Genomic DNA, 22108 nt, shown 5'->3' with positions numbered 1-22108 from the left:
GAGATCGGGAGCCACAGTGTACGCCGGAGGGAATCGCCTTGCCGCAGGGGGCAGGCTGGAGCGCTATACGCGCTCTAGCACGCGATGCGGCGGAGGCGGCAGGCTGACCGAGATGGCATCGCCGGGACGCACCACGCCGCCAGTGACCACGACGCCCATGACACCAGCCTTGCGGACCAGCGTGCCGTCCTCGGCCCGCCCCAGCACCTGCGCCAGCAAACCCGGCCGGAACGCTTCGATCTGCCCGCAGGGGTTGCGCAGGCCGGTCAGCTCGACCATGGCGCTGGCGCCAAGCTGCAGCCGCGTGCCGACGGGCAGCGCGTGCAGGTCCAGGCCTTGCGTGGTGATGTTCTCGCCCAGGTCGGCAGGCCCGATGTCGAAACCGGCGCGGTGCAGTTCGGCGTGGAGCTCCGTGCCGATCAGGTGGACCTGACGCAGGTTGGGCTGGGTAGGATCCACGCGCACCCGCGAGCGGTGCTTGACGGTCTGGCCGGCATGGGCGTCGCCTTCTATGCCCAGCCCTGCAAGCAGCCGGATCTCGTTGCGCAATTGCTTAGAGAAATCATGCGTTGCAGCGCAAGCAACGGCAAGGACAGTGGGCGGTGTGGTCAATCGATTCTCGCGCGCGACAGGTCGATATCAACCAGTAGCCAGACACCACCCTCGTACTGCCGGCTATCAACCCAGCGTTGCAGGTCGGACGGCGCGGGGATCGGTTCGCCATCGGCGAAGTGCGCTTCTACTGCCTCCTGGACTTTGGCAGGAATGTCCGACCAATCGTCGGCAGCGGAGAAGCAGCCCGGGAAATCGGGCAAGGTGATGCCGTGCGCGCGGGTCGCGTCACCGGGCTCGATATGGACGGGATATAGCATGGGCAATCACCTGGCGACACGCAAGCCTTGCTCAGAATTGTGTAACTCTACAATAGCCCGGCCCTTAACCGGCGAACACCGCCTTCACCCAGTCCCTCAGCAACCGCGTAGCGGGACGCTCGGCGGCGCGCTCGCTGTAGACAAGGTCATAGCGGAAGCTCTCCAGCGACAGCCCGAACGGCTGCACCAGCACGCCCGAGGCCAGCTCTTCCGCGACCAGCGTCAGGCTGAGCAAGCCGACCCCCTGCCCCGCGATGGTGGCCTGCACGGCGTGGATCTCGTCGGTGAAGCTGAGGCCGGCCTGCGGATCGGTGACCTCGACGCCGGCCTGCGCCAGCCACTGGCGCCATACCGGTGCACGCTCGTCATCGCGCGCGCCGGCGCCCCACTCGAAGTGCACCAGCGTGGCGTGCTTCAGGTCCTGCATGCTGGCCAGTTTCAGGCCCGGGCTGCAGACCGGCGCAAACCGGTCGCAGAACAACGGCTCGACCACGAGGCCGGGATAGCTGCCGCTTCCGTAGCGGATGGCAGCGTCCGCATCGTGGTCCAGGTCGACGATCTGGTCCGACGCATCCAGGCGCAGCGTCCAGTCAGGATAGGCCGCGCGGAACTGGCCGGCGCGCGGTGCCAGCCGCTTGGCCATGAAGGCAACCGTCGACGTCAGCGTGGCAACGTTGGTCTGTCCGCTGCGCTGCACCGCCAGCACGGCGCGCTCCATCCCGTCCAGGCCGTCCCGCACCGCGGGGAACAACTGATGCCCGGCAGGCGTCAGGCGCACCTTGCGGGTCTGGCGCTCGAACAGCTTCACGCCAAGGCTCTCTTCCAGCAAGCGGATCTGGTGGCTGACCGCCGTCGGCGTGACGTGCAGTTCGTCCGCCGCGTGCTTGAAGCTGGCGCGCCGGGCGGCGGCTTCGAAGGTGCGCAGGGCACCCAGGGGCGGCAGTTTGCGCAAGCCTCCTCCTTAGATGAGATGTATTCATGTATCGACTGAAGAGCAACCATTTGTCGCGACCTCATTCCGCTCCGATACTCGATCCATCGGATGGCCACCCAGGCGACCAGGTGAATTCTACTAAATCATCTACCGGAGTCAGCAATGCTGCTGGAACAAGTCCACACCCAACCCGACCCCTATGCTCCCTATCTGCTTTCGCAAGCCATCCGGGCCGGCGGCTTCCTCTTTGTCTCCGGCCAGGCCGGGGTTGGCGACGATGGCGCCATCGTGGGCCGTGACGACTTCGATGCCCAGGCCGAGCAGGCGTTCAGCAACCTCAGGCGCGCGCTGCAGGCGGGCGGCTCGGGGCTGGACCGCGTGGTGAAGGTGACGATCTTCCTGACGTCGATGGCACACTTCCCGAAGATCGTCGAACTGCGCCGCAAATGGTTCTCTGCCCCCTATCCGGCCGACACCATCGTCGAGGTCTCGGCGCTCTACTCGCCGGACGCGAAGATCGAGATCGAAGCCATCGCCCTGGCCGCAGGGGTCGCGCAATGACCACGCCCGCCACCCCCTCGCTGTTCGATACGCTGGCGCTAAACGGCGTGCCGCTGCGCAACCGGCTCGTGGTGGCGCCGATGACGCGCATCAGCGCCACCGCCGCAGGCGTTCCCACCGAGGCCATGACCCGCTACCACGCAGGCTTCGCCCGCGGCGGCTTTGGCCTCATCGTCACGGAGGGCATCTATACCGACCGTGCCTACGCCCAGGGCTATGCGGGCCAGCCCGGTTTGACGGACGCGCAGCAAGTGGCCGCGTGGCGCCGGGTCGTTGCCGCGGTCCACCAGCAGGGCGGGCGCATCGTGGCGCAGCTGATGCATGCCGGCGCGCTGTCGCAAGCCAACCGCTTCCGCGACGACACGGTCGGGCCCTCGGCCGTGCAGCCCAAGGGGCAGCAGATGACCGTGTATGCCGGCAAGGGTCCATACCGGATGCCGCGCGCCATGGAAGAGGCAGACATCCTGCAGGCCATCGAAGGCTTTGCGCAGGCCGCCCGGCTGGCCCGTGACGCGGGTTTCGACGGCGTTGAAATCCACGGTGCCAATGGCTATCTGCTGGATCAGTTCCTGACGGACTATACGAATCAACGCCAGGACGCCTGGGGCGGCAGCATCGCGCAGCGCATGCGCCTGCTGCTGGAAACCGCCCGTGCGGTGCGCGTTGCCGTAGGAGCTGGCTTCCCCGTCGGCGTGCGCATCTCGCAAGGCAAGGTGAACGATTTCGCCCACAAGTGGCCGGAAGGCGCGGAGGGCGCGGCCGCCGTTTTCTCCGCGCTTGGGGCGAGCGCCGTGGACTACCTCCACGTGACGGAGTACGAGGCATGGATGCCCGCCTTCGCGGACGACGGCGCGACGCTGGTGCAGCTTGCACGCCGTGCCGCGCCCGGGCTCGCGATCGTGGCCAACGGCAGCCTGCATGAGCCATCGCGCGCGACCGGCCTGCTGGACGATGGCGCCACGCTGGTCGCGCTCGGTCGCGGCGCCCTTGCGAATCCGGACTGGCCGGTGCTGGTGCGCGAGGGTCAGCCGGTACGGCCATTCGATGTTGCCGTTCTCGCGCCGCTGGGCAACATCAAGGATGCCGAGCTGGCGCTGCGCGAAGCAGGCCGCCAGGCGGTCACGCCGGGCTGACGGTCGCAACCGCCACGGCCTCCACCTCGACCTTCAGCCCGAAATGCAGCGGGCCGGTGGGCACCACGGCCCTGGCCGGAAGCGCGTCGCCGGCCCATGCGGCGTAGATCGCGTTGAAGGCGGGCCAGTTGTCCATCGTGTCCACGTAGACGCGCACCTGTACCAGCGCCGCGATGCTGCTGCCGGCGGCAAGCAGTGCGGCCTCGACGTTGGCCAGCGCCTGTTGCGCCTGTGCGGCGAACGACGCGTCGACCAGCTTGTGCCCGTCCGGTGCAATCGGCAACTGGCCGGAGATAAAGACCAGGCCGCCGGCGACCGTGGCATGGCTGTAGTGGCCGCCTGGTGCGGCGAGCGAAGCGGGACTGACTGTGCGTACCGCGCGGTGTTCATCGTTGTGCTTACCAGCCATGCAGACGGCTCCATTCGGTGGCAGCGCCATCCTCGGCAATGGCGTGGTAGGTGGGAAACTGCGCCCCGGTGGCGCAGGCGTGGTTGGGCAGGATGCGCAGCACCGTGCCGACGGGCAAGCGTGCAGCGATATCCGGATCAGGCGTGCCTTCGCGCGAGAGGATGCCATGCTCCTGGTTGGCGCCGCTGAGAATGTAGCCGGGCATGACGGTGCCGTCGATGGCGCAGGCCTGGCCGTAGCCGAAGTCGTGCTTCTGCTTCTGCGTGCCACGGTCGCGGCTCATGGCCATCCAGCCGGCATCGACGATGGCCCAGCCCTTTTCCGGCTGGTGTCCGATCACGGTGGTCAGCACGCTCAGCGCCATCTCGTCTTCGGTGCAGACGCCGACATTGCGCATGACCAGGTCAAAGAACACATAGACCCCCGCGCGCACCTCGGTCACGCCCTCCAGGCTGGCTGCCGACAGCGCGGTCGGGGTCGAGCCCACGCTGACCTCCGCGCACGGCAGGCCCGCCTCGCGCAGCCGCGTGGCGGCGCGCACGCAGCCGGCACGCTCTTGCTCGGCCATGGCCGCAAGCGCCGCGAGCGTGTCCAGGTCATAGCTGGAGCCGGCGTGCGTCATCACCCCGCCCAGACGCACATCGCCATCATGCAGCACGCGCGCCACGTCGATCAGCGCGGGGTCGTCGGGGCGGATGCCGGAGCGGTGGCCATCGGTATCGATTTCGATCCAGACCTCGAACGCCTCGCGGTGTGCGTTGCAGAAGGCGACGATGACGCGGGCGGACTCCACGCTGTCGGTAACGATCTTGAGGTCGCAGCCGCGGCGGCGCAGCGCCAGCGCCTGGGGCAGCTTGCTCGCTACCATGCACACGCCATAGAGGATGTCGGTGATGCCGGCGTCGAAGAAGTGCGCGGCTTCCTTCAGCGTGGAGACGGTGATGCCGCTTGCGCCCGCATCGATCTGCGCGCGCACGACCGGCGTGCATTTGCTGGTTTTGGCATGCGGGCGGAAGCGCACGCCGAGAGCATCCATGCGCGCCTGCATGCGGTGGATATTGCGCAGCATGCGCGGGGTGTCGATCACTGCCGCAGGCGTTTCCAGGCTGCGCAGCGTGGCGGAGGAATCAGGCATGTTGTCGTTGGCGATGGTCGGTTCAGGAGGGCCGTGGCCCGGTTCAGTCGGCAAACTGCCCCTTGGCCTTCTGAGGTTGCCAGTGTAGGTAGCAGATGGTCGCTCGTGGTTAAATCCAGGAACATCAATCGTTAAGCTGAAGTGAATGATCCAGATCGAGGACCTGCGCCTGGTCGAGGCGCTGGCGCAGTCGCCTTCGCTGAGCGCGGCGGCGCGCTCGCTGAACGTGACGCCGCCCGCGTTGTCGGCCCGCCTGCGCAAGCTGGAGGCGACACTGGGCCTGGCGCTGGCGACCCGCACCGCCAGGCGGCTGAGCCTGACACCGGAGGGTGAGCGCTTCGCGCGCGAGGGTGCGTCCCTGCTTGCACAGCTCGACGCCTTGCCCGAGTCGTTCCGGCGCGAGGACAGCCGGCTGACGGGCACGCTGCGAATTGCCGCGCCGTTCGGCTACGGACGCCACCATGTGGCCCCGCTGCTGGCGCGCTTCGCCCAGCTGCATCCCGACCTGCGCCTGCAGCTTGACCTGCGCGAAACGCCCTGGCCCGACCGGCATGACTCGGACGCTGTCATCCATATCGGCGCCGTGCGCGATTCGTCCTGGATTGCGCGCACGCTTGCGTCCAATACGCGCTGGCTGTGCGCCAGCCCCGCCTACCTGCGCCAGCGCGGCACGCCCGCCGTGCCGCGCGACTTGCTCGAGCATGCCTGTATCTGCATCCGCGAGAATGACGAGGACGTGACGCTTTGGCGCTTGCGCCGGGCCGGCACCGGGCGGCGTGCGTCGGCGCGCGAGAGCGTGCGCGTGGTGCCGGCCTATACCAGCAATGACGGCAGCGTGGCGCGGGCCTGGGCCGAACAGGGGCTCGGACTGGTGCTGCGCTCGGAATGGGACGCCGCCGACGCGGTGGCGCGCGGCGCGCTGGTGCGCGTGCTGGCAGACTGGGAATTCGACAGCGCGCCGGTGACGCTGCTGGTTCCTACGCGACGGGGACGCACGGCCCGCGTGCAGGCGCTGATGCAGTTCCTGGAAGAGGCACTGGGAAGTGGCAAGCGGGACCAGGTGCCGGCACGCCGGGCCCGTCCGCCAGGCTGACGCCTTATCCCGCTACCCCGCTGCGTGATCCCTGCGCCAGTTGGCCGGCGCCATCCCGAACTGCGCCGAAAACCACCGTGTAAACGAACTGGCCGACCCATACCCCAGCAACTGCGACACCCGCAGCAGCGAATAGCGCGGATTCTCCACGTACCGTCGCGCCAGTTCGCGCCGCACGTCGTTCAGGATCTCAGTAAAGGTCTCGCCCGCGTCGTCGAGCTGGCGCTGCATGGTGCGCAGGCTCAGGCCCAGGCCTTCCGCCACGGCTTCACAGGTGGCGCGGCCCATCGGCAGCATCAGGTAGATCGCGGCGCGCACTTCATGGCCGATGGATTGCGGGTTGGCGCGGGGCAGCGTGTCGATGAACTGCTGCGCGTAGCGTGCCATGACCGGGTCCGCCGTCGGGTTCGGCGCGTCGAGATCGGCCGCGCGGCAGATGATGCCATTGCTGTCCGCGTTGAATTCCAGCGGGCAACCGAACAGGCGGCGATGGATGCGCAGGTCGGCCGGCGCCGCATGCGTGAAGCTCACGCCGATCGGCTGCCAGCGCGGGCCCAGCAGCAGCGCGCACATGCGGAAGACGACACCGATGGCCAGCTCGGTGGCCTGCCGCGAAGGCGCGTCGCTGAGCACTTCCTGCCGGATGACCACCGCGCTGCCGGCATCCTCGAGCAACAGCGCCACCGAGTCGTTGACCAGGTGCCGGTAGCGGATGGTGGTGGCCAGCGCGGCACGCAGCGTGGGCTGCTGGCTGATCAGCAGGCTCATCACGCCAAAGTCCGACAGCTGGCGCGACTCCGCCATGCGCAGCCCGAAGGTCGGGCAGGCCGACGCCTGCGCGGCGGCTTCCAGCAGTGCCACGCAGGCGCTGACCGGGACGCGCTGGTCGGGATCGTCCAGCCAGGCCCGCCGCAGCCGCGCCTGGCGCAGCAACGGCTGCGGGTCCAGGCCGAGGTCGCGAGAAACCTCGAGGAAGTTGGTCAGTGCGGCAGCACGTATCAGGGTTTCCAAGCCAGCGTTGCCTTGCGATGAGATGTCAGTCGGGGGCGCGGTCTGCCCGCCGCAGCAGCGATCATAGGGCCGCATGGCATGAAATGCAAAGTCATCGGGAGCCAATGCAACGCCGACCGGGGCAGCAACAGTTCTCTACTTCCCCGAGTTCGACGAGAACACCCGCGCGGCCACCTTGTACACGACGGGCACCACCGGCGATCACAAGGGTGTGTGCTACAGCCATCGCGACATCAACCTCGGATGAGGCTGCCCTTTTGCGTTGCCGGGAACGGACTCAGGGTTGGATATTGAACGCCTTGACGATACCGGCATTGCGCTCGAACTCCGCGCGCACTGATTCGCTCAGTTGCGGCAGGGGCTGCGCCGACAGCGGCTCATAGCCGAGCGCCTCCATCCGGTCACGCACCTTGGCGGAAGCCGCGGCCTTGTAGGCAGCCGCGTGGATCTTCTCGGCCAGTTCGGGCGACAGCTTCGACGACGCAATCACGCCCACCCAGTTGCTGAACTCCATGTCGGGGTAGCCCAATTCCGCAAAGGTCGGCACCTGCGGCAGCAGCGCCGAGCGGGTCTTCGACGCCACGGCATAGACCTGCACCTTGCCGGCACGGATCATCGGCAGCGAGGTCACCATGCCGTCGTACATCACCGCGATCTGATTGCCCATCACCTGCGTCAGCGCCGGCGCGGAACCGGCAAAGGGCACATGCTGCAAGTCGATCCCGGCCTTCTGGTTCATGATCATGCCGGCGTAGTGCGAAGCGGTGCCGGCGCTGTACGAGGCAAAGCTGAGCTTGCCCGGATTGGCCCGGGCGTAGCTGACCAGGCTCTTCAGGTCCTTGGCCGGCAGGCCAGGCGCGCCAATCATCACCATGCGCGAACGCGCCACGGCGGCGATGGGCCTGACGTCTTTCAGCGGGTCGAACCCCTGCTTGAGCACATGCGGGATCTCGGTCAGCACATTGCTGGCGGTGACCATGATGGTCTGGCCATCAGCGGGCGCGGCCAGCATGGTGGTAATGGCAATGCCGCCGCCGGCGCCCGGCTTGTTGTCGACCACGACGGGGTGGCCAAGGTCCGCCGACAGCTGGTCTGCCAGCAGGCGGGCAAGCACGTCCATGGTGCCGCCCGCGGGGGCGGGCACCAGCATCCGGACCGGCTTGCTGGTCCAGGCCATGGCAGCGGGGGCCGCCAGCGCCAGGCCGGCAGCCACGGCAGCGATGCGCAGCAGGAATGAAGGGTGGGTGGGCATGTTGTCTCCGTTATGTAGTATGGATCTTCTGTCCAGCGTTGCCCGGCGCGGCGTCACCGTGTGGTGAGCGCGATGCCTGGCAGGGGTGGGGAAGCGGGAGACGCGCGGGCCAGCGCCCGGAGCATTGCCTCCAGCAAGGCACGCGGCCCGTAGCGACACACTGCCCGCGGCGGGCCGGCGCCGCCGCCAGAACTTGCGCGCGTTCGGCTTCGCTCATCTGCGCCCAGCGCCCGATTTCCAGCCGTGTCCTGGCGCAGCCCTGGCAATAGCGGTTGGCGAGGTCCATGCGGCAGATGTTGATCGTTCTTCAGCAGCGACTCGGCGGTCAGCGTGCAGCCGTCCGGCGCGCGATGCACGAAGTTGAAGAAGTTGAACGGGTTGGGGCCATCAAAGCCGCCGCCGATGCCGATCCAGGTCAGGTTCAGCGGACCCTTGTAGTGGCCTGCGCGGACCATGCGCACCAGCGTTTCCAGCGCTTGCATGCCGGTCAGCTGGGGCGCAGCGTGTCATCTCCTCCTTGGTTGCCCGGCCTTTCCGGCCGGATTCTTTTGTTGTGCCGCGGACGCGGCGAGGTCACGAATCGTGCGTGACCAGGGTGCCCAGCTCCGCCAGCAAGTCATGGGCACGCGGCCACGGGCCGTAGCCCGCTGCAGGGTTGAGGTGGCCGACGTTGCCCAGGTCCACCAGCCGGCTGCCCCATGCGGCGGCCATCTCGGTGACGCGCGCATGGCTGGCCAGCGGGTCGTTTCCGCTGGCAGCAACCAGGCTGGGAAACGACAAGCGCGCGAGCGGCGTCGGCAGCCAGCCCCCCTGCACCAGCGCGTCCTGCGCCGGATAGCCGGGCGGCAGCGGCTGCGCGAAATCCGGCGGCGTCACCAGCAGCGCGCCCAGGACCGGGCGCTGGTGCCGTGCCGCCCAGTGCACGGTGATCATCACGCCGGCGCTGTGCGCGACCAGCACGACCGGCTTGTCAATCTCCGCCAGCGCGGCATCGAGCGCGGCGACGCGGGCCGCGCAACTGAGCTTGTCGTGCTCCAGCGGCGGCACGCAGCGGACGTCGCGCCCCTGCGCCTGCAGTTCGGCTTGCAGCAGCGTTTGCCAGTGCTCGGCGACGTGGTCGCGCAGGCCCGGCACCATCAGGACAGTGTGGGTGGGTGTAGCAGTCATGGTCGGATTGAGAAGAGTCAGGCAGGAACAACGTCAGGCACAGCGTGGCCATCCAGGCGGCGCAGGTCCGCCGCGTAGTGCCGGCGGCCGAGGCAGAACAGCAGGGCCGCGGCCGCACCGGCCAGCGGAATCCATTGCAGCGCGCCGGTCAGGCCGATGTGGTCGGCCAGCACGCCGGTGAGGAACGGACCCGGTGCCAGCCCCAGCAGGTTGTTGATCAGGGTCAGCGTGGCAAACGCGGTCGCATGGATGGCAGGCCGCGTCAGGTTGGCCACCATCGCGCTGGCTGGGCCGGCGGTGCCGCCCACCACCAGCATGCCCGCGCCGATCAGCACCAGCTGCGCATGGCCCGCGGGCAGCCGGAACGCCGTCATCAGCAAGACGCAGCAAATCACGCTGTAGGCGATGGCCATCTGCCATTTGCGCGCGGGCACGCGCCGCGCCACGCGGTCGGTCAGCGCTCCGCAGGCCACCATGCCCACGCCGGCCATCAGCACCAGCATTGCCGCAGCCACGCCGGCGCGTCCGGTCGCCATGCCATAGTCGCGCGACAGGAAGCTCGGCAGCCAGCCCAGCAGCGCCGCCATCACCAGCAGCTGCAGCGCACTGCCCGCGCAGGCGCAGAGCATGGAAGGCACCGTCAGCAGCTCGCGCACGATCCGGCGCGGCTCCAGTTGCCGGGCCGGGACCGCGGCGTCGCCGTTGGCCGCGCTCACGCGCTGCTGGAGCCCGCGCAGCCGATGCTCGCTGATGGTCAGGTAGTAGAGCGCCACCATCACCAGGCCGAAGCCGGCTATTCCGGCAAAGGCGATGCGCCAGCCAAAGTGGGCCGACAGGACACCGCCCAGCCCCATGCCAAGCACCGAGCCGAAGGCACCGCCGGCAATAAACGCAGCGCTGAGGCTGGCGCGCAGGTGGCGCGGGAACACCGACACCACCACCGCGATACCCACGCTGCCATACGCCGCCTCGCCGATGCCAACGCAAAGCCGCGCCAGGAACATCTGGCCGAAGCTGTCCGCCACCGCGCAGCCAAGCGTGGCCAGGCTCCACAGCGCCGCCATCAGGATCAGGCTGCGCACGCGTCCCCAGCGGTCGGCCAGCAGCGACAGCGGAATCGCGAGCACGCCCACCATCAGCGCCACCACGCCGCCGAGCGCGCCCAGCTCCGTATCACCGAGCTGCCATTCGGCCTTCAGCAGCGGAAATACCGCGTTGAGCACCTGGCGCGACATATAGTCCGACAGCAGCAGCGCAAAGGTCAGCGCAAAGACGAACCACGCATAGCGCGGTCCGGCAGCAGCCGGCAGGGCCGGCGTGGCCGACTCTGCGGCAAGGGCAAGGCGGGGTCTGGACATGGGGGCGTCTCCGGAAGCAGACCGACGGTCTTCGCGCCGCCGTGCGTTCACAGCCCGCCGCCGAAGGGTGACGAGCGCAGGCAGTATCTGGCGATCGGGACCGCGCGGTTTGATATTTCGGGACGTACGTTTGACATTCCGGGACAGCTGGGGAAAACGCCGAGACGAAAAAAAACCGGCACCCGAAGGTGCCGGTTTCTCGCTGGCCCGCTGTCAGGCGAGGCGCGGCGAAGCTCAGTCTTCCAGCTTCGGCAGCGAGGCGCTGACCTTGGTCGACAGCAGGCCGCTCTTGGCATACGTCTGCAGCTTCTCGCGCGTGTCGACGATATCCAGCGTGCGCATGGTCAGCTGGCCGATCCGGTCCAGCGGCGTGAACATCGACTCGCCCTTTTCCATGGTCAGCCGTTCCGGCTTGTAGGTCAGGTTGGGCGAGGTGGTGTTCAGGATCGAGTAGTCGTTGCCGCGGCGCAGTTCAATGGTGACTTCGCCGGTGATGGCGCCGGCCACCCAGCGCTGGGCGGTTTCGCGCAGCATGATGGCTTGCGGGTCGAACCAGCGGCCCTGGTACAGCAGGCGGCCCAGGCGGCGGCCGTTGTCGCGGTACTGCTCGATGGTGTCTTCGTTGTGGATGCCGGTGATCAGGCGCTCGTAGGCGATGAACAGCAGCGCCAGGCCCGGGGCTTCGTAGATGCCGCGGCTCTTGGCTTCGATGATGCGGTTCTCGATCTGGTCGCTCATGCCCAGGCCATGGCGCCCGCCGATGCGGTTGGCTTCCATGAACAGGTCGACGCTGTTGGCGAAGGTCTGGCCGTTCAGCGCGACCGGCTGGCCTTCCTCGAAGCGCACGGTCACTTCTTCGCGCTTCACTTCCACGTCATCGCGCCAGAACTGCACGCCCATGATCGGCTGCACGATGCGGATGCCCGAATCCAGGTGCTCCAGGTCCTTGGCCTCGTGGGTGGCGCCCAGCATGTTGGAGTCGGTCGAGTACGCTTTTTCGGCCGACATCTTGTAATCGAAGCCGTTCTGGCGCATGAACTCCGACATCTCGGCGCGGCCGCCCAGTTCGTCGATGAACTGCTGGTCCAGCCACGGCTTGTAGATCTGCAGGCCGGGGTTGGTCAGGAGACCGTAGCGGTAGAAGCGCTCAATATCATTGCCCTTGAACGTGCTGCCATCGCCCCAGATATTGACGCCATCTTCCTTCATCGCAGCGACCAGCATGGTACCGGTGACGGCGCGGCCGATCGGGGTGGTGTTGAAGTAGGTGATGCCGGCGGTGGAGATGTGGAACGCGCCGCACTGCATGGCGGCGATGCCTTCGGCCACCAGTTGCGTGCGGCAGTCGACCAGGCGGGCTTCCTCGGCGCCGTAGGCCTTGGCGCGGCGGGGAATGTCGTCGTAGTCGGGCTCGTCGGGCTGGCCCAGGTTGGCGGTGTAGGCGTAGGGGATCGCGCCCTTCTGGCGCATCCAGAGGAGTGCCGCGCTGGTGTCAAGGCCGCCGGAGAAGGCGATTCCGACGCGCTGGCCGGAAGGAATGTGCTGCAGGATGGTAGTCATCGCCAGAAAATCAAAGTGAATTTGTCGGCTCTTGGGCGGGCTTCCACTGCACGCGTCAGGGCGGCGGGAAGCACGGCGACGCGGCCGGCCGAGTCACGTGCCGAGTCAGTGCCAAACGCGAATTGTGACACGGCAGCGCCCACGCGCCAAACGGCGGGACTGGCGGGGGCGCCGGCGCCACCTGCATCCGGGCCTGCCGGACCATTCAAATCCCGCGAACGCGCCTTTCAAAACTCTCGACTGGTTCGCGCCAGGACCCCTCCCTATACTCCGCCGCACTGTTGTCTGAAAGCGGAGTCGTCATGCTGCATCGCGCCCTGGAAGGAGTCCGGGTCCTGGACCTGTCGCGCATCCTGGCCGGTCCCTGGTGTACCCAGAACCTGGCCGACCTGGGCGCCGAGGTGACCAAGGTCGAGCACCCGGAGCGCGGCGACGATACCCGCGGCTGGGGCCCGCCCTACCTGGAAGCGCCCGAGGGCAGCGGCGACAACCAACGCCTGTCCGGCTACTTCATCTGCTGCAACCGCGGCAAGCGCTCGGTCGCGATCGACTACGGCACGCCCGAGGGCGCCGCGCAGGTACGTGAGCTGGCGCGCGAGGCCGACGTGCTGGTCGAGAACTACAAGGTCGGCACGCTGCGCCGCTACGGGCTGGACTACGACACGCTCAAGGCGATCAATCCGCGCCTGGTCTACCTGTCGATCACCGGCTTCGGCCAGAGCGGGCCGATGGCGGACAAACCCGGCTACGACTATGTGTTCCAGGGCATGGGCGGGCTGATGAGCTACACCGGCCAGCCCGACGGCTCGCCCGGCGCCGGGCCGCTGCGCACCGGCGTCGCCGTGGTCGATCTGAGCACCGGCATGTATGCCACCTCCGCCGTCCTGGCCGCGTTGTACCAGCGCCAGGCGACCGGGCTGGGTGCGCACCTCGATATCGCGCTGCTCGACGTCGCGGTGGCGATGAACGCCAACCAGGCCGCCAACTACCTGGTGTCGGGCCAGAACCCGCAGCGCAGCGGCAATGCCCATCCCAACTGCGCGCCCTATGAAGTGTTCCGCTGCGCCAACGGCCACCTGATCCTGGCGATCGGCAATGACGGCCAGTTCGCGCGCTTCTGCGCCGTGGCCGGCATGCCGGATCTTGCGCAGGACCCGCGCTACGCCACCAATTCCGCGCGCATCGAGCACCTGCCCGCGCTGCGCGCCCTGCTGACCGATCTATTCCCCACACGCACGCGCGCTGCGTGGACCGATGCCTTCGATGCGGCCGGCGTGCCCTGGGGGCCGATCCACACCATGGACGAAGTCTTCGCCCACCCGCAGGTGCAGCACCGCGGCCTGATGCAGGTGGCCGAACACCCCGTCATGGGCCGCGTACCCATGGTGCGCAACCCGATGCTGGCCGGGCACGACCTGCCGCTGCCACCGCCGCCGCTGCTGGGCGAGCACAGCCCGGCAGCCTGAACGGCGCGCAGCGACCCACAAGACCGAAAACACTGACACGGAGACACCGATGAAACCAACCTTCACCGCCATCGCGCTGCTGGCTGCATGCGCAAGCGGCGCCGCGCATGCCACCGCGTATCCCGACCGGCCGATCAAGCTGATCGTCCCGTACGCCGCCGGCGGCACCACCGACATCATCGCGCGCATCGTCGGCACGCGCCTGGGCCCGGTGCTGGGGCAACCGGTGGTGGTCGAGAACCGCCCGGGCGCCGGCGGCGCGGTCGGCAGCGCCTACGCGGCCAGGCAGCTGGCCGACGGCTACACGCTGGTGATGGAGGTGGAGAGCTCGCACGCGGTCAACCCCAACGTCTACCTGAAGACCGCCTACGACCCGGTCAAGGACTTCGCGCCGGTCAGCAACCTGGCCGACGTGCCCAACGTGCTGGTGGTCAACCCGGCGTTTCCGGCCACGGACCTGCAGTCGTTCATCAAGCTGCTGAAGGCCAACCCCGGCAAGTACTCGTTCGGCTCGTCCGGCAACGGCGGACTGAGCCATATGAACGGCGAGCTGTTCATGAACGCCACCGGCACGCGCATGCTGCACGTGCCGTACAAGGGCCTGGGCCCGGCGCTCAACGATGCGGTGGCGGGCCAGATCCAGGTGGTGTTCGACAATATCCCGTCGTCGTCGGGCCTGATCCAGGGCGATCGCCTGAAGCCGCTGGCGGTCGCCGCGAAACAGCGCCTGAAGGTGCTGCCCAATGTGCCGACCTATGCCGAGGCTGGCCTGCCGGTGATGAACAACCCGTCGTGGTTCGGCCTGGGCGCACCGGCGGGCACGCCCGCTGCCATCCTCGACAAGCTCAACGACGCCGTGCGCCAGGTATTGGCCGAGCCGGAGGTGATCGCCGCCATCGAGAAACAAGGCGCGATCCCGGCACCGACATCGCGCAAGGCCTTCGGCGACCTGATCCGCACGCAGAATGCGCACTGGAAGCAAGTCGTCGAGGACATCCACTTCACCAGGCTCCAGTAAGCCACAAGGAACGACATGAGCGCACTTCAGCAAGAACCGCACGCCGGCGTCGAGATCGACGCGCGCGGCATCGCCACCGTCACCATCCGCGAGGCGGGCTCGCTCAATATCCTGAGCACGCCGGTGATCGCATCGCTCACGCGCGCCATCGAAGCGCTGGCCGGCAATGACGCGGTACGCGTGCTGGTGTTGCGCGGCGCCGGCGAGAAGGGCTTTGTCGGCGGTGCCGACATCAAGGAAATGGCCGCGCTGGACCGCGCCAGCGCCGAGGCCTTCATCAGCGGCCTGCGCCGACTGTGCGACGCCGTGCTCCACCTGCCGGTGCCGGTGATCGCGCGCATGCCGGGCTGGTGCCTAGGCGGCGGGCTGGAACTGGCGCTGGCATGCGATATCCGCATCGCCGCCGACAACGCGCAGCTGGGCATGCCGGAAGTGAAGGTCGGCATCCCGTCGGTGATCCACGCCGCGCTGATGCCGCGCCTGATCGGCAATGCGCGCACGGCATGGATGCTGCTGACGGGCGAGATCTCCGACGCCGCCGAGGCGCTGCAGTGGGGGCTGGTGAGCCGCGTGGTGCCGCTGGCGGAGCTGGACCTGGAAATCGAACGCGTGGCGGCGCTGCTTGCCGGCTTCGGCCCGGCCGCGGTGCGCCAGCAGAAGCGCCTGCTACGCGAGTGGGAAGATGCGCCGCTGGAAGTGTCGATCAACAACAGCGTGACCGAGTTCGGCAGCGCCTTCGACACCGGCGAGCCGCAACAGCACATGGCCACCTTCCTGAACCGCAAGCGCTGAAGCGCGGGACACGGCTTACGGCGCCGTGGCCGCGACGGCGCCGCCTTCGCGCGTGGCCACCACGCGCGGATCGTTCAGCAGGAACTGCGCAAAGGCCTCGGCAAACGCCGGCAGCTTGCCGTCGGCGGGCACGATCAGGTTCAGTTCGCGCAGGGCCCACGGCTCGGCCAGCCGCACCCCCACCACGCGCGCCTCACGCAAAGCCTGCGCCGCCACGCTGCGCGGCACCAGCGCCACCCCCACGCCGGCCTCGGCCAGCGACAGCACCGCATCAAAGCTGTGCGCATGCAGCCGCACGTTGGGTCCCTTGCCCGCGCGCTGCGCCATGTCGCGCAGGAACAGGAAGTTGCTGCTGGTGCGGCTCATGCAGACAAAGTCGAAGGCCAGCGCCGCGCCAAAGCGCACTTCCGGCTCGCGCGCCAGCGGGTGATCCGCGGCCACCGCAAGGATCAGTTCGTCGCGCGCATAGCGCACCGAGCGCACGCCGGTGGCTTCGCCGCCCGTGTGGAAATCCCCCGCCAGGATGCCGACATCGGCTTCATGCGCCGCCACCGCCGCCAGGATCGACTGGCTGGCGCGCTCCTCCAGGTCGATGTTCACATCCGGGTTGGCCAGCAGGAAGCGGCTCACGCTCGGGATGATGAAACCGTTGAGCGAACTGCTGTTGGCCAGCAGCCGGATATTGCCCTTCAGCCCGGCAGAAAAGCGTCCCACCTCGCCATGCATGCGCTCCACGCCAAGCAGCAGTTCGCGCACATGGACCAGCAGGGTTTCACCGGCCGGCGTCAGCTCCATGCCGCGCGCGGTGCGCACGAACAGCGGCGTGCCCATCGCGTGCTCCAGGTTCTTCAGCCGGTAGCTCGCCGCCGACGCGGTGATATGCGTGGCCGAAGCGCCACCTGACAGGCTTTGCGCATCGGCAATGGCCTGGAACAGGCGCAGGTCGGTCAGTTCGTAACGCAAGGCAACTCCGTTTGGGGCAGGACGGTCGAAGGGATTGGCGCTTGGTGGTGTCGCGGCCATTCTAGTGCAGCACCGTGGGCTTCCCGCCCGTCACCCGGTCCGCACACACTGCGCTCATTTGATGTGGACGACGTCCATTTTCTTTGCTAAGGTATTGTGGACGGCGTACACAAGAGTATGCGCCAGTTGCCAGCGCGCCGCCTGGTTCGCGCGCCATGCCGATATCCACGGCCGCCCGAGCGGCGGCCTACCTACAGGAGTTGTCATGCAAGTCCAGCCCTATCTGTTTTTCGAAGGCCGTTGCGATGAAGCCGTTGACTTCTACAAGAAGATTCTCGGCGCCAAGGTCAACATGCGGATGACGTTCAAGGAAAACCCGGAGGCCGACAAGGCCAGCCCGGGTTGCCAGCCCGGCGCCGGCACCGAAGACAAGGTCATGCACATGGAGTTCCAGATCGGCGACAGCGTGATCATGGCCTCCGACGGCCGCTGCTCGAACCAGCCCAACTTCCAGGGCTTCGGCCTGTCGATCAACTACCCTGACAAGGCCGCGGTCGAAAAGGCCTTCAACGGCCTGAAGGAAGGCGGCCAGGTGGTGATGCCGCTGGACAAGACCTTCTTTGCCGACCAGTTCGGCATGGTCACCGACCGCTTCGGCATCATGTGGATGCTGCTGACGGCACCGAAGTAAGCAAGATGTAACGCAGTTTCCCGGCCAGCGGCGCGCCATGTGGGCCGATAGGCTTACAATGCGCCGCCTGCCGGAGAAACCACGCCATGGACGATCGCATCAACGAACTCGAAATCAAGCTCGCCTTCCAGGAAGACCTGCTTGATACCCTGAACAGCACCGTGGCGCGCCAGCAGCAGCAGATCGACCTGCTGCAGGAACAGTTCCGCGCGCTGTACCAGCAGGTGCGCAGCGCCGCCACCACCGCGGCCGACGCCGATCCCCAGCAGGAAATCCCGCCGCACTACTGACGGACGCAGCCCGCGCGCCGATGTGACGGAACGCCACCCCGCCCGCGCGGTCTGACAGGCTGACTCCATCCACCGCCGCCCTCGACAGGCGCGCCCCATCCGCCACATGCGTCTGAAACCTTCCCTGCTGATTGCCGCCGCCTGCGTCGCTGGTGCCTCCTCGGCGCTGGCCGGCTACAACATCTGGACCGGCGAGTACTCCCTCTCCCGGCAGGAACTGCAGACCGCGCTGGACCAGCGCTTCCCCGCCACGCTGCGCTACGCCGAAGTCGTCAGCGTGCAGCTCAGCCATCCCCGGCTGGTGCTGGACGAAGCCAACAACCGCGTCACCACCCACGTCGACGCACGCCTGACGAACGCCTTGCTGCCCTCCCCCCCGGTAGACGGCAAGCTGGCGCTGAACAGCGGTGTGCGCTATGACCCGGCCAAGCGCGCGGTGCTGCTCGACAACCCGACCGTGCAGCAAGTGGAAGTCGCCGGCATGGGGCAATACCGCGAACAACTCAACGCCATCGGCGCCGTGGTCGCGCAGCAGCTGCTGAAGGACTATCCGGTCTACACCTTCAAACCCGAAGAACTGCGCGTCGGCGGCAAGGACGTGGAGCCGGGAGCGATTACGGTGGGCAAGGATGAGGTGCGGGTGGAGGTGAAGCAGCGGTAGGCTACGGGCCGGCCTGCTCTGGGTTCGCTGACTGTTCAGCCTGCCGCGCGGCGTCGCCGTGTTGCGCACGCCGGGCCCAGAACCAGCCACCGGCAATGGCAAGGCCGCCGCTCAGCGCAAACACCAGCGGAATCCCGATCTTGCGCGCCAGCACGCCGCCCAGCAGCGGCGCGAGCACCAGCGCCGCCAGTTGCACGCTCCTGGCGGTGGCGCTGACGCTGCCGAGACAATGGCGCGGGCATTGCTGCTGGATGGCCACGGCCTGGCTCAGGCACGCCAGGCAATAGGCACAGCCATTCACCATCCAGAGCCCGAGCCACAGCATCTCGGGCATGCCGCTGCCGGCCAGCACGCCGGGGATCAGCACGGTCAGCCCAACCACGGCAAGACCGGGCGGCGCCAGGCGGATGCCACACCACCGGTACAGGCGCGGGAACGCCAGCGCCCCACACTCGGCGCCCGCGGCAGTACCGCTCACCAGCATGCCAAACGCCGATGCCGGCAACCCCTGCGACTTGATGAACAGCGCCAGCAGCGGATCATAGAGTCCGAATGTCGCAGTCAGCATGAACACGCAGCCGAACGACACCCGCACGGCATGACTGCCGCGCAGCAGCGCCATCAGTGGCCCCAGCCGCAATGCGCCTCGTGCTGGCGTGCCTTGCGCAGCGGCACCAGGCACCCGATTGCGACCAACGACAGGCCGGCCGAAAGCCAGAGTCCCGACATTGGCCCGTACAGCGCGGTCATGCCGGCCGCGGTCAGCGGCGCGCACACCTTGGTGATCTGGTCTGCCGCCGTCATCAAGCCGGCATTGGCGGCAAGCTGTGCATGGCTGAGCATCGATCGGACCATGACCTGTTCCGGCGGCAAGGCGCTGGCATTGGCCAGCGCCTTGAGCATGACCAGCAGCACGAACACGCTCAGGTCTGGCGCCATGAGCAGCAGCAATGATGTGATGCCGCGCGCGCTGTAACTGGCAAACAGCATGGCAGCAGGGTTGCCCCGGTCGGCCAGCCAGCCGAAGAAGGGCCCGCCGACCAGGACCGGAATGACGAACAGCGAGGCAGCAACGCCCGCCGCGGTCGTATCCGCGCCCCAGTGAAACGCGAGCAGCGAAAAGACCACGGTGGCGTCGAGCCACACCATCAGGGCGCTGACAATCCTGGCGGCGAGCAGCGGCTTGTATCCGGGGACGGCGGCCAGCCTTTGCATGGGAATGGAGGAACGCGTTGTCGAAACGGGTCAGCATAGGATGCGATCGCTGCCCTGGCCGCCGCATGCGCGAGATTCCGACCTTTCCGCAGTGCATTTCGGAACTTGCGGGACGATGCCGGCGAAATTTCAGATCACCCGCGCATCGGATTTCGCCCTCCCCTGAACACCATCCCCAACCCCGCCAGCACCGCCCCCATTCCCGCCATCGCCAGCGGCGCCATCCGGTTGCCCAGCAGCAGGTAGTCGAGCACCGCCGTACCCGCCGGCACCAGGTAGAACAGGCTGGTGACGTTGACCAGGTTGCCCGCGCGGATCAGGCGGTAGAACAGCAGCGTCGCGCCGATCGAAATGACCAGCGCCAGCCACAGCAGCGGCACAGCGAAAGCCAGCGAAGCATCGAAGGCGAAGGGCTGGAACGGCAGGCACAGCAGGCAGGCCACGAGGCTCGCGCCGTATTGCAGCGGCAGCACTTCAGCGGGAGCACGCGTGATGCGCTTCTGCAGGATGGCGCCGACGGTCATGCTGGCGAGCGAGGCCAGCGCGCACAGCGCGCCCGCCAGCGACAGCCTGGCCAGCAGCAGGCTGTCCGCCACCACCATGGCCAGCCCGGCGAGCGCGAGGGCCAGGCCCGCCATGCGTGCGGCGCTGAAGCGCCGCTCGGTCAGCAGCAGCGTCAGCATCGGCTGGGCGCCAAGCACGGTGGCGAGCACGCCGGGTGTCATGCCGTGGTCGAGCGCAAGGAAGTAGAAGACGGAGTAGCCGCCGATCAGCAGCAAGCCGGTCACGGCGGTGTACAACCGCTCGCCGCGCGGCGGCAGCAGGCGGTGCCTGGCCAGGCCGATCGCGCCCAGCACGGCGCAGACCAGCGCGAAGCGCAGCGTCAGCAAGGCGAAGGGCGTGGCGTGGTCGAGGGCCAGCCGGGCGGCGATGGCGCCGCTGCTCCACAGCAGCACGAAGAGGGGCGTGGCCAAGGCGGAGGTGTTGGTGGTGCGTGTGCCGGTGGCGGCGTCGAATTGCGCCGCGCAGTCTTTGTCGGTTGTCATGGATGTCATCTGTCGTCAGCTTGGCAGGCTCCGGCGACGCGCATCGGCATGCGGCCATGGCGCGGCGGCAGGCGCGCACAGGCGTGCGGCTGCCGTGCGCGCGGGCACACGGATGCGGGACTACCGGAGACGAATGAGGCTGGGGGGCGTGCCCGTCAGCCGCGCGGCGGCGGCGGCGGGTGCGCACCGCCGATGAACGGGGGCGGCGCGACAGACGTGAACGCAGGCTGGCGACGCACGCATGGCAACGCGCGGCCCGGGGGCGCGGCGTTGACGGGGCGTTGGCGGTCTGCGGTCATGGTGGGAATTGAAGACTTCGAAGAAGTAGTCCGGCGATGCTATGCCTGTGCGGCCATCGCGTCAACGAGGTTCTGTTGTGCCCTGCTCCAGCCGGGACACCAGCGCCTGCAGTGTCGGCGCGCATCCGGCTTCCACCTTCAGCGCGAGCATCGCGTCCGCGCGCGTGGTGCCCAGGTTGAGCGCGGCCACGGGCTTGCCCATCTGTCCGGCCCAGACGCAGAAGCGGTAGCCGGAATAGACCATCAGCGACGAACCGACCACCAGCATGGCATCCGCAGCTTCCAGTGCCGCACGCGCGGCATCGACCCGCGGGCGCGGCACGGATTCGCCGAAGAACACCACGTCGGGCTTGAGGATGCCGCCGCAGCGCCCGCACTCGGGCACGCGGAACTGCGCGAACAGCGGCGATTCGAAATGCACGTCGCCATCGGCCGCGGGCTCGGCGATCACGTCGCGCAGCGCGGCGTTCTGTGCCAGCAGCCAGTCCTGCAGGCCGGCGCGGTCATGGCGCGTGCCACAGTCCAGGCAGATGGCGCTGGCCAGGCTGCCATGCAGTTCGATCACACCCTCGCTGCCGGCGCGCTGGTGCAGGCCGTCGACATTCTGCGTGACCAGCGCCGTGAGCCGGCCGTGCGCGCCAAGGCGCGACAGCGCATGGTGCGCGGCATTGGGTTGCGCCTGCCACGCCACCGGCCAGCCCAGCATGCTGCGCGCCCAGTAGCGCTGGCGCCCTGCGTGCGAGCCCAGGAAGGCCTGCAGCGTGATGGGCTGCGAGCGCTGCCACTGGCCGCGCGCGTCACGGTAGCCGGGAATGCCGGAATCGGTGCTGATGCCCGCGCCGGTCAGCACGAACAGGCGCGGGTGGCGCTGCACGAAATCGAACAGCGCGGAGGTCGGGTGCGGGGGTTGCAGCGGCTCGCTCAACTTGCCGGATCCTCGGCATGGCGCGCCGCCTGGCGCGCCTCCCAGGCGCGCAGCTCCTCGCGGTAGCGGTCCATCTCCTGGTAGTAGTAATCGAAGATGCAGGGATCGCAGCCGGAGCCGCAGCACTCGTCATCGCCGGGCCGCTCTGGCGGCACCGGGCGGGGGTCGTCGGGGGGCACGGCGGGGGACGCTTGGGACACTGACAGTTCGCGAACAGGCGCAATGGCGGATCAACCGCCAGTATATTCCCGCCAGCC

Annotated in this window: 25 protein-coding genes and 2 pseudogenes; 9 read left to right on the top strand and 18 right to left on the bottom strand. The window is 68.2% G+C overall.

The genetic code is table 11. From position 1 onward, the window contains the following. Positions 1–63: 63 nt before the first annotated feature. From AC07UK_RS09290 to AC07UK_RS09280, 3 genes are all read right to left on the bottom strand, one after another. Positions 64–612 (bottom strand): MOSC domain-containing protein, encoded by a 549-nt coding sequence (locus AC07UK_RS09290; protein WP_494685890.1) that lies wholly within the window; start codon positions 610–612, stop codon positions 64–66. Then, positions 609–872 (bottom strand): type II toxin-antitoxin system HicB family antitoxin, encoded by a 264-nt coding sequence (locus AC07UK_RS09285; protein ID WP_051591400.1) that lies wholly within the window; start codon positions 870–872, stop codon positions 609–611. Before AC07UK_RS09285 ends, AC07UK_RS09290 begins: the two co-directional genes overlap by 4 nt. 64 nt (positions 873–936) lie before the next feature. After that, positions 937–1824 carry a LysR substrate-binding domain-containing protein gene (locus AC07UK_RS09280; protein WP_494685889.1) on the bottom strand — a complete coding sequence of 296 codons (888 nt, stop codon included), beginning with the start codon at positions 1822–1824 and terminating at the stop codon, positions 937–939. A gap of 144 nt (positions 1825–1968) precedes the next feature. On the opposite strand from AC07UK_RS09280, the gene AC07UK_RS09275 reads away from it, so the two are divergent. Together AC07UK_RS09275 and AC07UK_RS09270 are read left to right on the top strand one after the other, a co-directional pair. Continuing rightward, the gene (locus tag AC07UK_RS09275; protein ID WP_494685888.1) at positions 1969–2367 is read left to right on the top strand and encodes a RidA family protein; all 399 of its coding nucleotides are present in this window, start codon (positions 1969–1971) and stop codon (positions 2365–2367) included. Continuing rightward, the gene (locus tag AC07UK_RS09270; protein WP_494685887.1) at positions 2364–3500 is read left to right on the top strand and encodes an oxidoreductase; all 1137 of its coding nucleotides are present in this window, start codon (positions 2364–2366) and stop codon (positions 3498–3500) included. Before AC07UK_RS09275 ends, AC07UK_RS09270 begins: the two co-directional genes overlap by 4 nt. On the opposite strand, the gene AC07UK_RS09265 is transcribed toward AC07UK_RS09270, so the two are convergent. Further along, entirely contained in the window at positions 3487–3909 is a 423-nt protein-coding gene (locus AC07UK_RS09265) for a RidA family protein (RefSeq protein WP_436224566.1), read from the bottom strand. The genes AC07UK_RS09270 and AC07UK_RS09265 overlap by 14 nt on opposite strands. Then, positions 3899–5044, bottom strand: a complete 1146-nt coding sequence (locus AC07UK_RS09260) for a DSD1 family PLP-dependent enzyme (protein WP_436224565.1) — start codon at positions 5042–5044, stop codon at positions 3899–3901. Before AC07UK_RS09260 ends, AC07UK_RS09265 begins: the two co-directional genes overlap by 11 nt. Before the next feature lie 145 nt (positions 5045–5189). Here AC07UK_RS09260 and AC07UK_RS09255 point away from each other — a divergent pair, with 145 nt between their 5' ends. Next, positions 5190–6137 (top strand): LysR family transcriptional regulator, encoded by a 948-nt coding sequence (locus AC07UK_RS09255; RefSeq protein WP_494685886.1) that lies wholly within the window; start codon positions 5190–5192, stop codon positions 6135–6137. 12 nt (positions 6138–6149) lie between these two features. Here the strand turns inward: AC07UK_RS09255 and AC07UK_RS09250 are convergent, their stop codons facing one another. From AC07UK_RS09250 to argG, 7 genes and pseudogenes are all read right to left on the bottom strand, one after another. Beyond that, the gene (locus tag AC07UK_RS09250) at positions 6150–7148 is read right to left on the bottom strand and encodes an AraC family transcriptional regulator (protein WP_041228752.1); all 999 of its coding nucleotides are present in this window, start codon (positions 7146–7148) and stop codon (positions 6150–6152) included. A gap of 277 nt (positions 7149–7425) precedes the next feature. Further along, entirely contained in the window at positions 7426–8400 is a 975-nt protein-coding gene (locus AC07UK_RS09245; RefSeq protein ID WP_479938989.1) for a tripartite tricarboxylate transporter substrate binding protein, read from the bottom strand. Positions 8401–8545: 145 nt separating this feature from the next. Further along, a pseudogene (locus tag AC07UK_RS09240) lies at positions 8546–8686 on the bottom strand (DUF1289 domain-containing protein); the annotation flags it as partial. Positions 8687–8702: 16 nt separating this feature from the next. Next, positions 8703–8894: pseudogene (locus tag AC07UK_RS09235) on the bottom strand (3-keto-5-aminohexanoate cleavage protein); the annotation flags it as partial. A 79-nt stretch (positions 8895–8973) separates the two neighbouring features. Further along, positions 8974–9567: an RBBP9/YdeN family alpha/beta hydrolase gene (locus tag AC07UK_RS09230; protein WP_494685885.1), complete on the bottom strand. Its 594-nt coding sequence runs from the start codon at positions 9565–9567 to the stop codon at positions 8974–8976. A gap of 17 nt (positions 9568–9584) precedes the next feature. Further along, the gene (locus AC07UK_RS09225; RefSeq protein ID WP_494685884.1) at positions 9585–10925 is read right to left on the bottom strand and encodes an MFS transporter; all 1341 of its coding nucleotides are present in this window, start codon (positions 10923–10925) and stop codon (positions 9585–9587) included. Positions 10926–11159: 234 nt separating this feature from the next. Next, positions 11160–12485: an argininosuccinate synthase gene (argG, locus tag AC07UK_RS09220; RefSeq protein ID WP_114135103.1), complete on the bottom strand. Its 1326-nt coding sequence runs from the start codon at positions 12483–12485 to the stop codon at positions 11160–11162. Between the two features lie 302 nt (positions 12486–12787). Here argG and AC07UK_RS09215 point away from each other — a divergent pair, with 302 nt between their 5' ends. From AC07UK_RS09215 to AC07UK_RS09205, 3 genes are read left to right on the top strand one after another with little or no spacing between them, the layout of a single operon-like run. After that, positions 12788–13951 (top strand): CaiB/BaiF CoA transferase family protein, encoded by a 1164-nt coding sequence (locus AC07UK_RS09215; protein ID WP_436224560.1) that lies wholly within the window; start codon positions 12788–12790, stop codon positions 13949–13951. 49 nt (positions 13952–14000) lie between these two features. Then, positions 14001–14969: a tripartite tricarboxylate transporter substrate binding protein gene (locus tag AC07UK_RS09210; RefSeq protein WP_494685883.1), complete on the top strand. Its 969-nt coding sequence runs from the start codon at positions 14001–14003 to the stop codon at positions 14967–14969. A gap of 15 nt (positions 14970–14984) precedes the next feature. Further along, positions 14985–15761 (top strand): enoyl-CoA hydratase, encoded by a 777-nt coding sequence (locus AC07UK_RS09205; protein WP_494685882.1) that lies wholly within the window; start codon positions 14985–14987, stop codon positions 15759–15761. A 15-nt stretch (positions 15762–15776) separates the two neighbouring features. Here the strand turns inward: AC07UK_RS09205 and AC07UK_RS09200 are convergent, their stop codons facing one another. Then, positions 15777–16724: a LysR family transcriptional regulator gene (locus AC07UK_RS09200; protein WP_494685881.1), complete on the bottom strand. Its 948-nt coding sequence runs from the start codon at positions 16722–16724 to the stop codon at positions 15777–15779. A gap of 265 nt (positions 16725–16989) precedes the next feature. Here AC07UK_RS09200 and AC07UK_RS09195 point away from each other — a divergent pair, with 265 nt between their 5' ends. The 3 genes from AC07UK_RS09195 to AC07UK_RS09185 all read left to right on the top strand — a co-directional run bounded on the left by AC07UK_RS09195 (position 16990) and on the right by AC07UK_RS09185 (position 18366). Continuing rightward, positions 16990–17415: a VOC family protein gene (locus AC07UK_RS09195; RefSeq protein WP_436224556.1), complete on the top strand. Its 426-nt coding sequence runs from the start codon at positions 16990–16992 to the stop codon at positions 17413–17415. 86 nt (positions 17416–17501) lie between these two features. Then, the gene (locus tag AC07UK_RS09190; RefSeq protein ID WP_436224555.1) at positions 17502–17705 is read left to right on the top strand and encodes a SlyX family protein; all 204 of its coding nucleotides are present in this window, start codon (positions 17502–17504) and stop codon (positions 17703–17705) included. Between the two features lie 106 nt (positions 17706–17811). After that, positions 17812–18366: a DUF1439 domain-containing protein gene (locus tag AC07UK_RS09185; protein WP_436224554.1), complete on the top strand. Its 555-nt coding sequence runs from the start codon at positions 17812–17814 to the stop codon at positions 18364–18366. Position 18367: 1 nt separating this feature from the next. On the opposite strand, the gene AC07UK_RS09180 is transcribed toward AC07UK_RS09185, so the two are convergent. The 5 genes from AC07UK_RS09180 to AC07UK_RS09160 form a co-directional block, all read right to left on the bottom strand. Continuing rightward, positions 18368–18988 (bottom strand): MFS transporter, encoded by a 621-nt coding sequence (locus tag AC07UK_RS09180; protein ID WP_494685880.1) that lies wholly within the window; start codon positions 18986–18988, stop codon positions 18368–18370. Further along, complete coding sequence (locus AC07UK_RS09175; RefSeq protein WP_494685879.1) at positions 18988–19581, bottom strand: MFS transporter; 594 nt, start codon at positions 19579–19581, stop codon at positions 18988–18990. Before AC07UK_RS09175 ends, AC07UK_RS09180 begins: the two co-directional genes overlap by 1 nt. Positions 19582–19715: 134 nt before the next feature. Next, positions 19716–20627 (bottom strand): DMT family transporter, encoded by a 912-nt coding sequence (locus AC07UK_RS09170; protein ID WP_494685878.1) that lies wholly within the window; start codon positions 20625–20627, stop codon positions 19716–19718. Positions 20628–20987: 360 nt separating this feature from the next. Beyond that, on the bottom strand, positions 20988–21851 hold the full coding sequence (locus AC07UK_RS09165) for an NAD-dependent protein deacetylase (RefSeq protein ID WP_436224550.1): 864 nt from the start codon (positions 21849–21851) through the stop codon (positions 20988–20990). Continuing rightward, on the bottom strand, positions 21848–22051 hold the full coding sequence (locus AC07UK_RS09160; protein WP_226797872.1) for an oxidoreductase-like domain-containing protein: 204 nt from the start codon (positions 22049–22051) through the stop codon (positions 21848–21850). Before AC07UK_RS09160 ends, AC07UK_RS09165 begins: the two co-directional genes overlap by 4 nt. Positions 22052–22108 lie beyond the last annotated feature (57 nt).

This window comes from Cupriavidus sp. GW821-FHT07C08, assembly GCF_059419025.1.
Note: the sequence above shows the minus strand (reverse complement) of the source record. Positions and strands in the feature narration are given on the sequence as shown.

Excerpts from the sequence above, each read along its gene's own strand:
- AC07UK_RS09285 (WP_051591400.1), bottom strand. The coding sequence starts at position 872 with ATGCTATATCCCGTCCATATCGAGCCCGGTGACGCGACCCGCGCGCAC.
- AC07UK_RS09275 (WP_494685888.1), top strand. The coding sequence starts at position 1,969 with ATGCTGCTGGAACAAGTCCACACCCAACCCGACCCCTATGCTCCCTAT.
- AC07UK_RS09270 (WP_494685887.1), top strand. The coding sequence starts at position 2,364 with ATGACCACGCCCGCCACCCCCTCGCTGTTCGATACGCTGGCGCTAAAC.
- AC07UK_RS09265 (WP_436224566.1), bottom strand. The coding sequence starts at position 3,909 with ATGGCTGGTAAGCACAACGATGAACACCGCGCGGTACGCACAGTCAGT.
- AC07UK_RS09260 (WP_436224565.1), bottom strand. The coding sequence starts at position 5,044 with ATGCCTGATTCCTCCGCCACGCTGCGCAGCCTGGAAACGCCTGCGGCA.
- AC07UK_RS09255 (WP_494685886.1), top strand. The coding sequence starts at position 5,190 with ATGATCCAGATCGAGGACCTGCGCCTGGTCGAGGCGCTGGCGCAGTCG.
- AC07UK_RS09245 (WP_479938989.1), bottom strand. The coding sequence starts at position 8,400 with ATGCCCACCCACCCTTCATTCCTGCTGCGCATCGCTGCCGTGGCTGCC.
- AC07UK_RS09230 (WP_494685885.1), bottom strand. The coding sequence starts at position 9,567 with ATGACTGCTACACCCACCCACACTGTCCTGATGGTGCCGGGCCTGCGC.
- AC07UK_RS09225 (WP_494685884.1), bottom strand. The coding sequence starts at position 10,925 with ATGTCCAGACCCCGCCTTGCCCTTGCCGCAGAGTCGGCCACGCCGGCC.
- argG (WP_114135103.1), bottom strand. The coding sequence starts at position 12,485 with ATGACTACCATCCTGCAGCACATTCCTTCCGGCCAGCGCGTCGGAATC.
- AC07UK_RS09215 (WP_436224560.1), top strand. The coding sequence starts at position 12,788 with ATGCTGCATCGCGCCCTGGAAGGAGTCCGGGTCCTGGACCTGTCGCGC.
- AC07UK_RS09210 (WP_494685883.1), top strand. The coding sequence starts at position 14,001 with ATGAAACCAACCTTCACCGCCATCGCGCTGCTGGCTGCATGCGCAAGC.
- AC07UK_RS09205 (WP_494685882.1), top strand. The coding sequence starts at position 14,985 with ATGAGCGCACTTCAGCAAGAACCGCACGCCGGCGTCGAGATCGACGCG.
- AC07UK_RS09195 (WP_436224556.1), top strand. The coding sequence starts at position 16,990 with ATGCAAGTCCAGCCCTATCTGTTTTTCGAAGGCCGTTGCGATGAAGCC.
- AC07UK_RS09190 (WP_436224555.1), top strand. The coding sequence starts at position 17,502 with ATGGACGATCGCATCAACGAACTCGAAATCAAGCTCGCCTTCCAGGAA.
- AC07UK_RS09185 (WP_436224554.1), top strand. The coding sequence starts at position 17,812 with ATGCGTCTGAAACCTTCCCTGCTGATTGCCGCCGCCTGCGTCGCTGGT.
- AC07UK_RS09180 (WP_494685880.1), bottom strand. The coding sequence starts at position 18,988 with ATGGCGCTGCTGCGCGGCAGTCATGCCGTGCGGGTGTCGTTCGGCTGC.
- AC07UK_RS09175 (WP_494685879.1), bottom strand. The coding sequence starts at position 19,581 with ATGCAAAGGCTGGCCGCCGTCCCCGGATACAAGCCGCTGCTCGCCGCC.
- AC07UK_RS09170 (WP_494685878.1), bottom strand. The coding sequence starts at position 20,627 with ATGACAACCGACAAAGACTGCGCGGCGCAATTCGACGCCGCCACCGGC.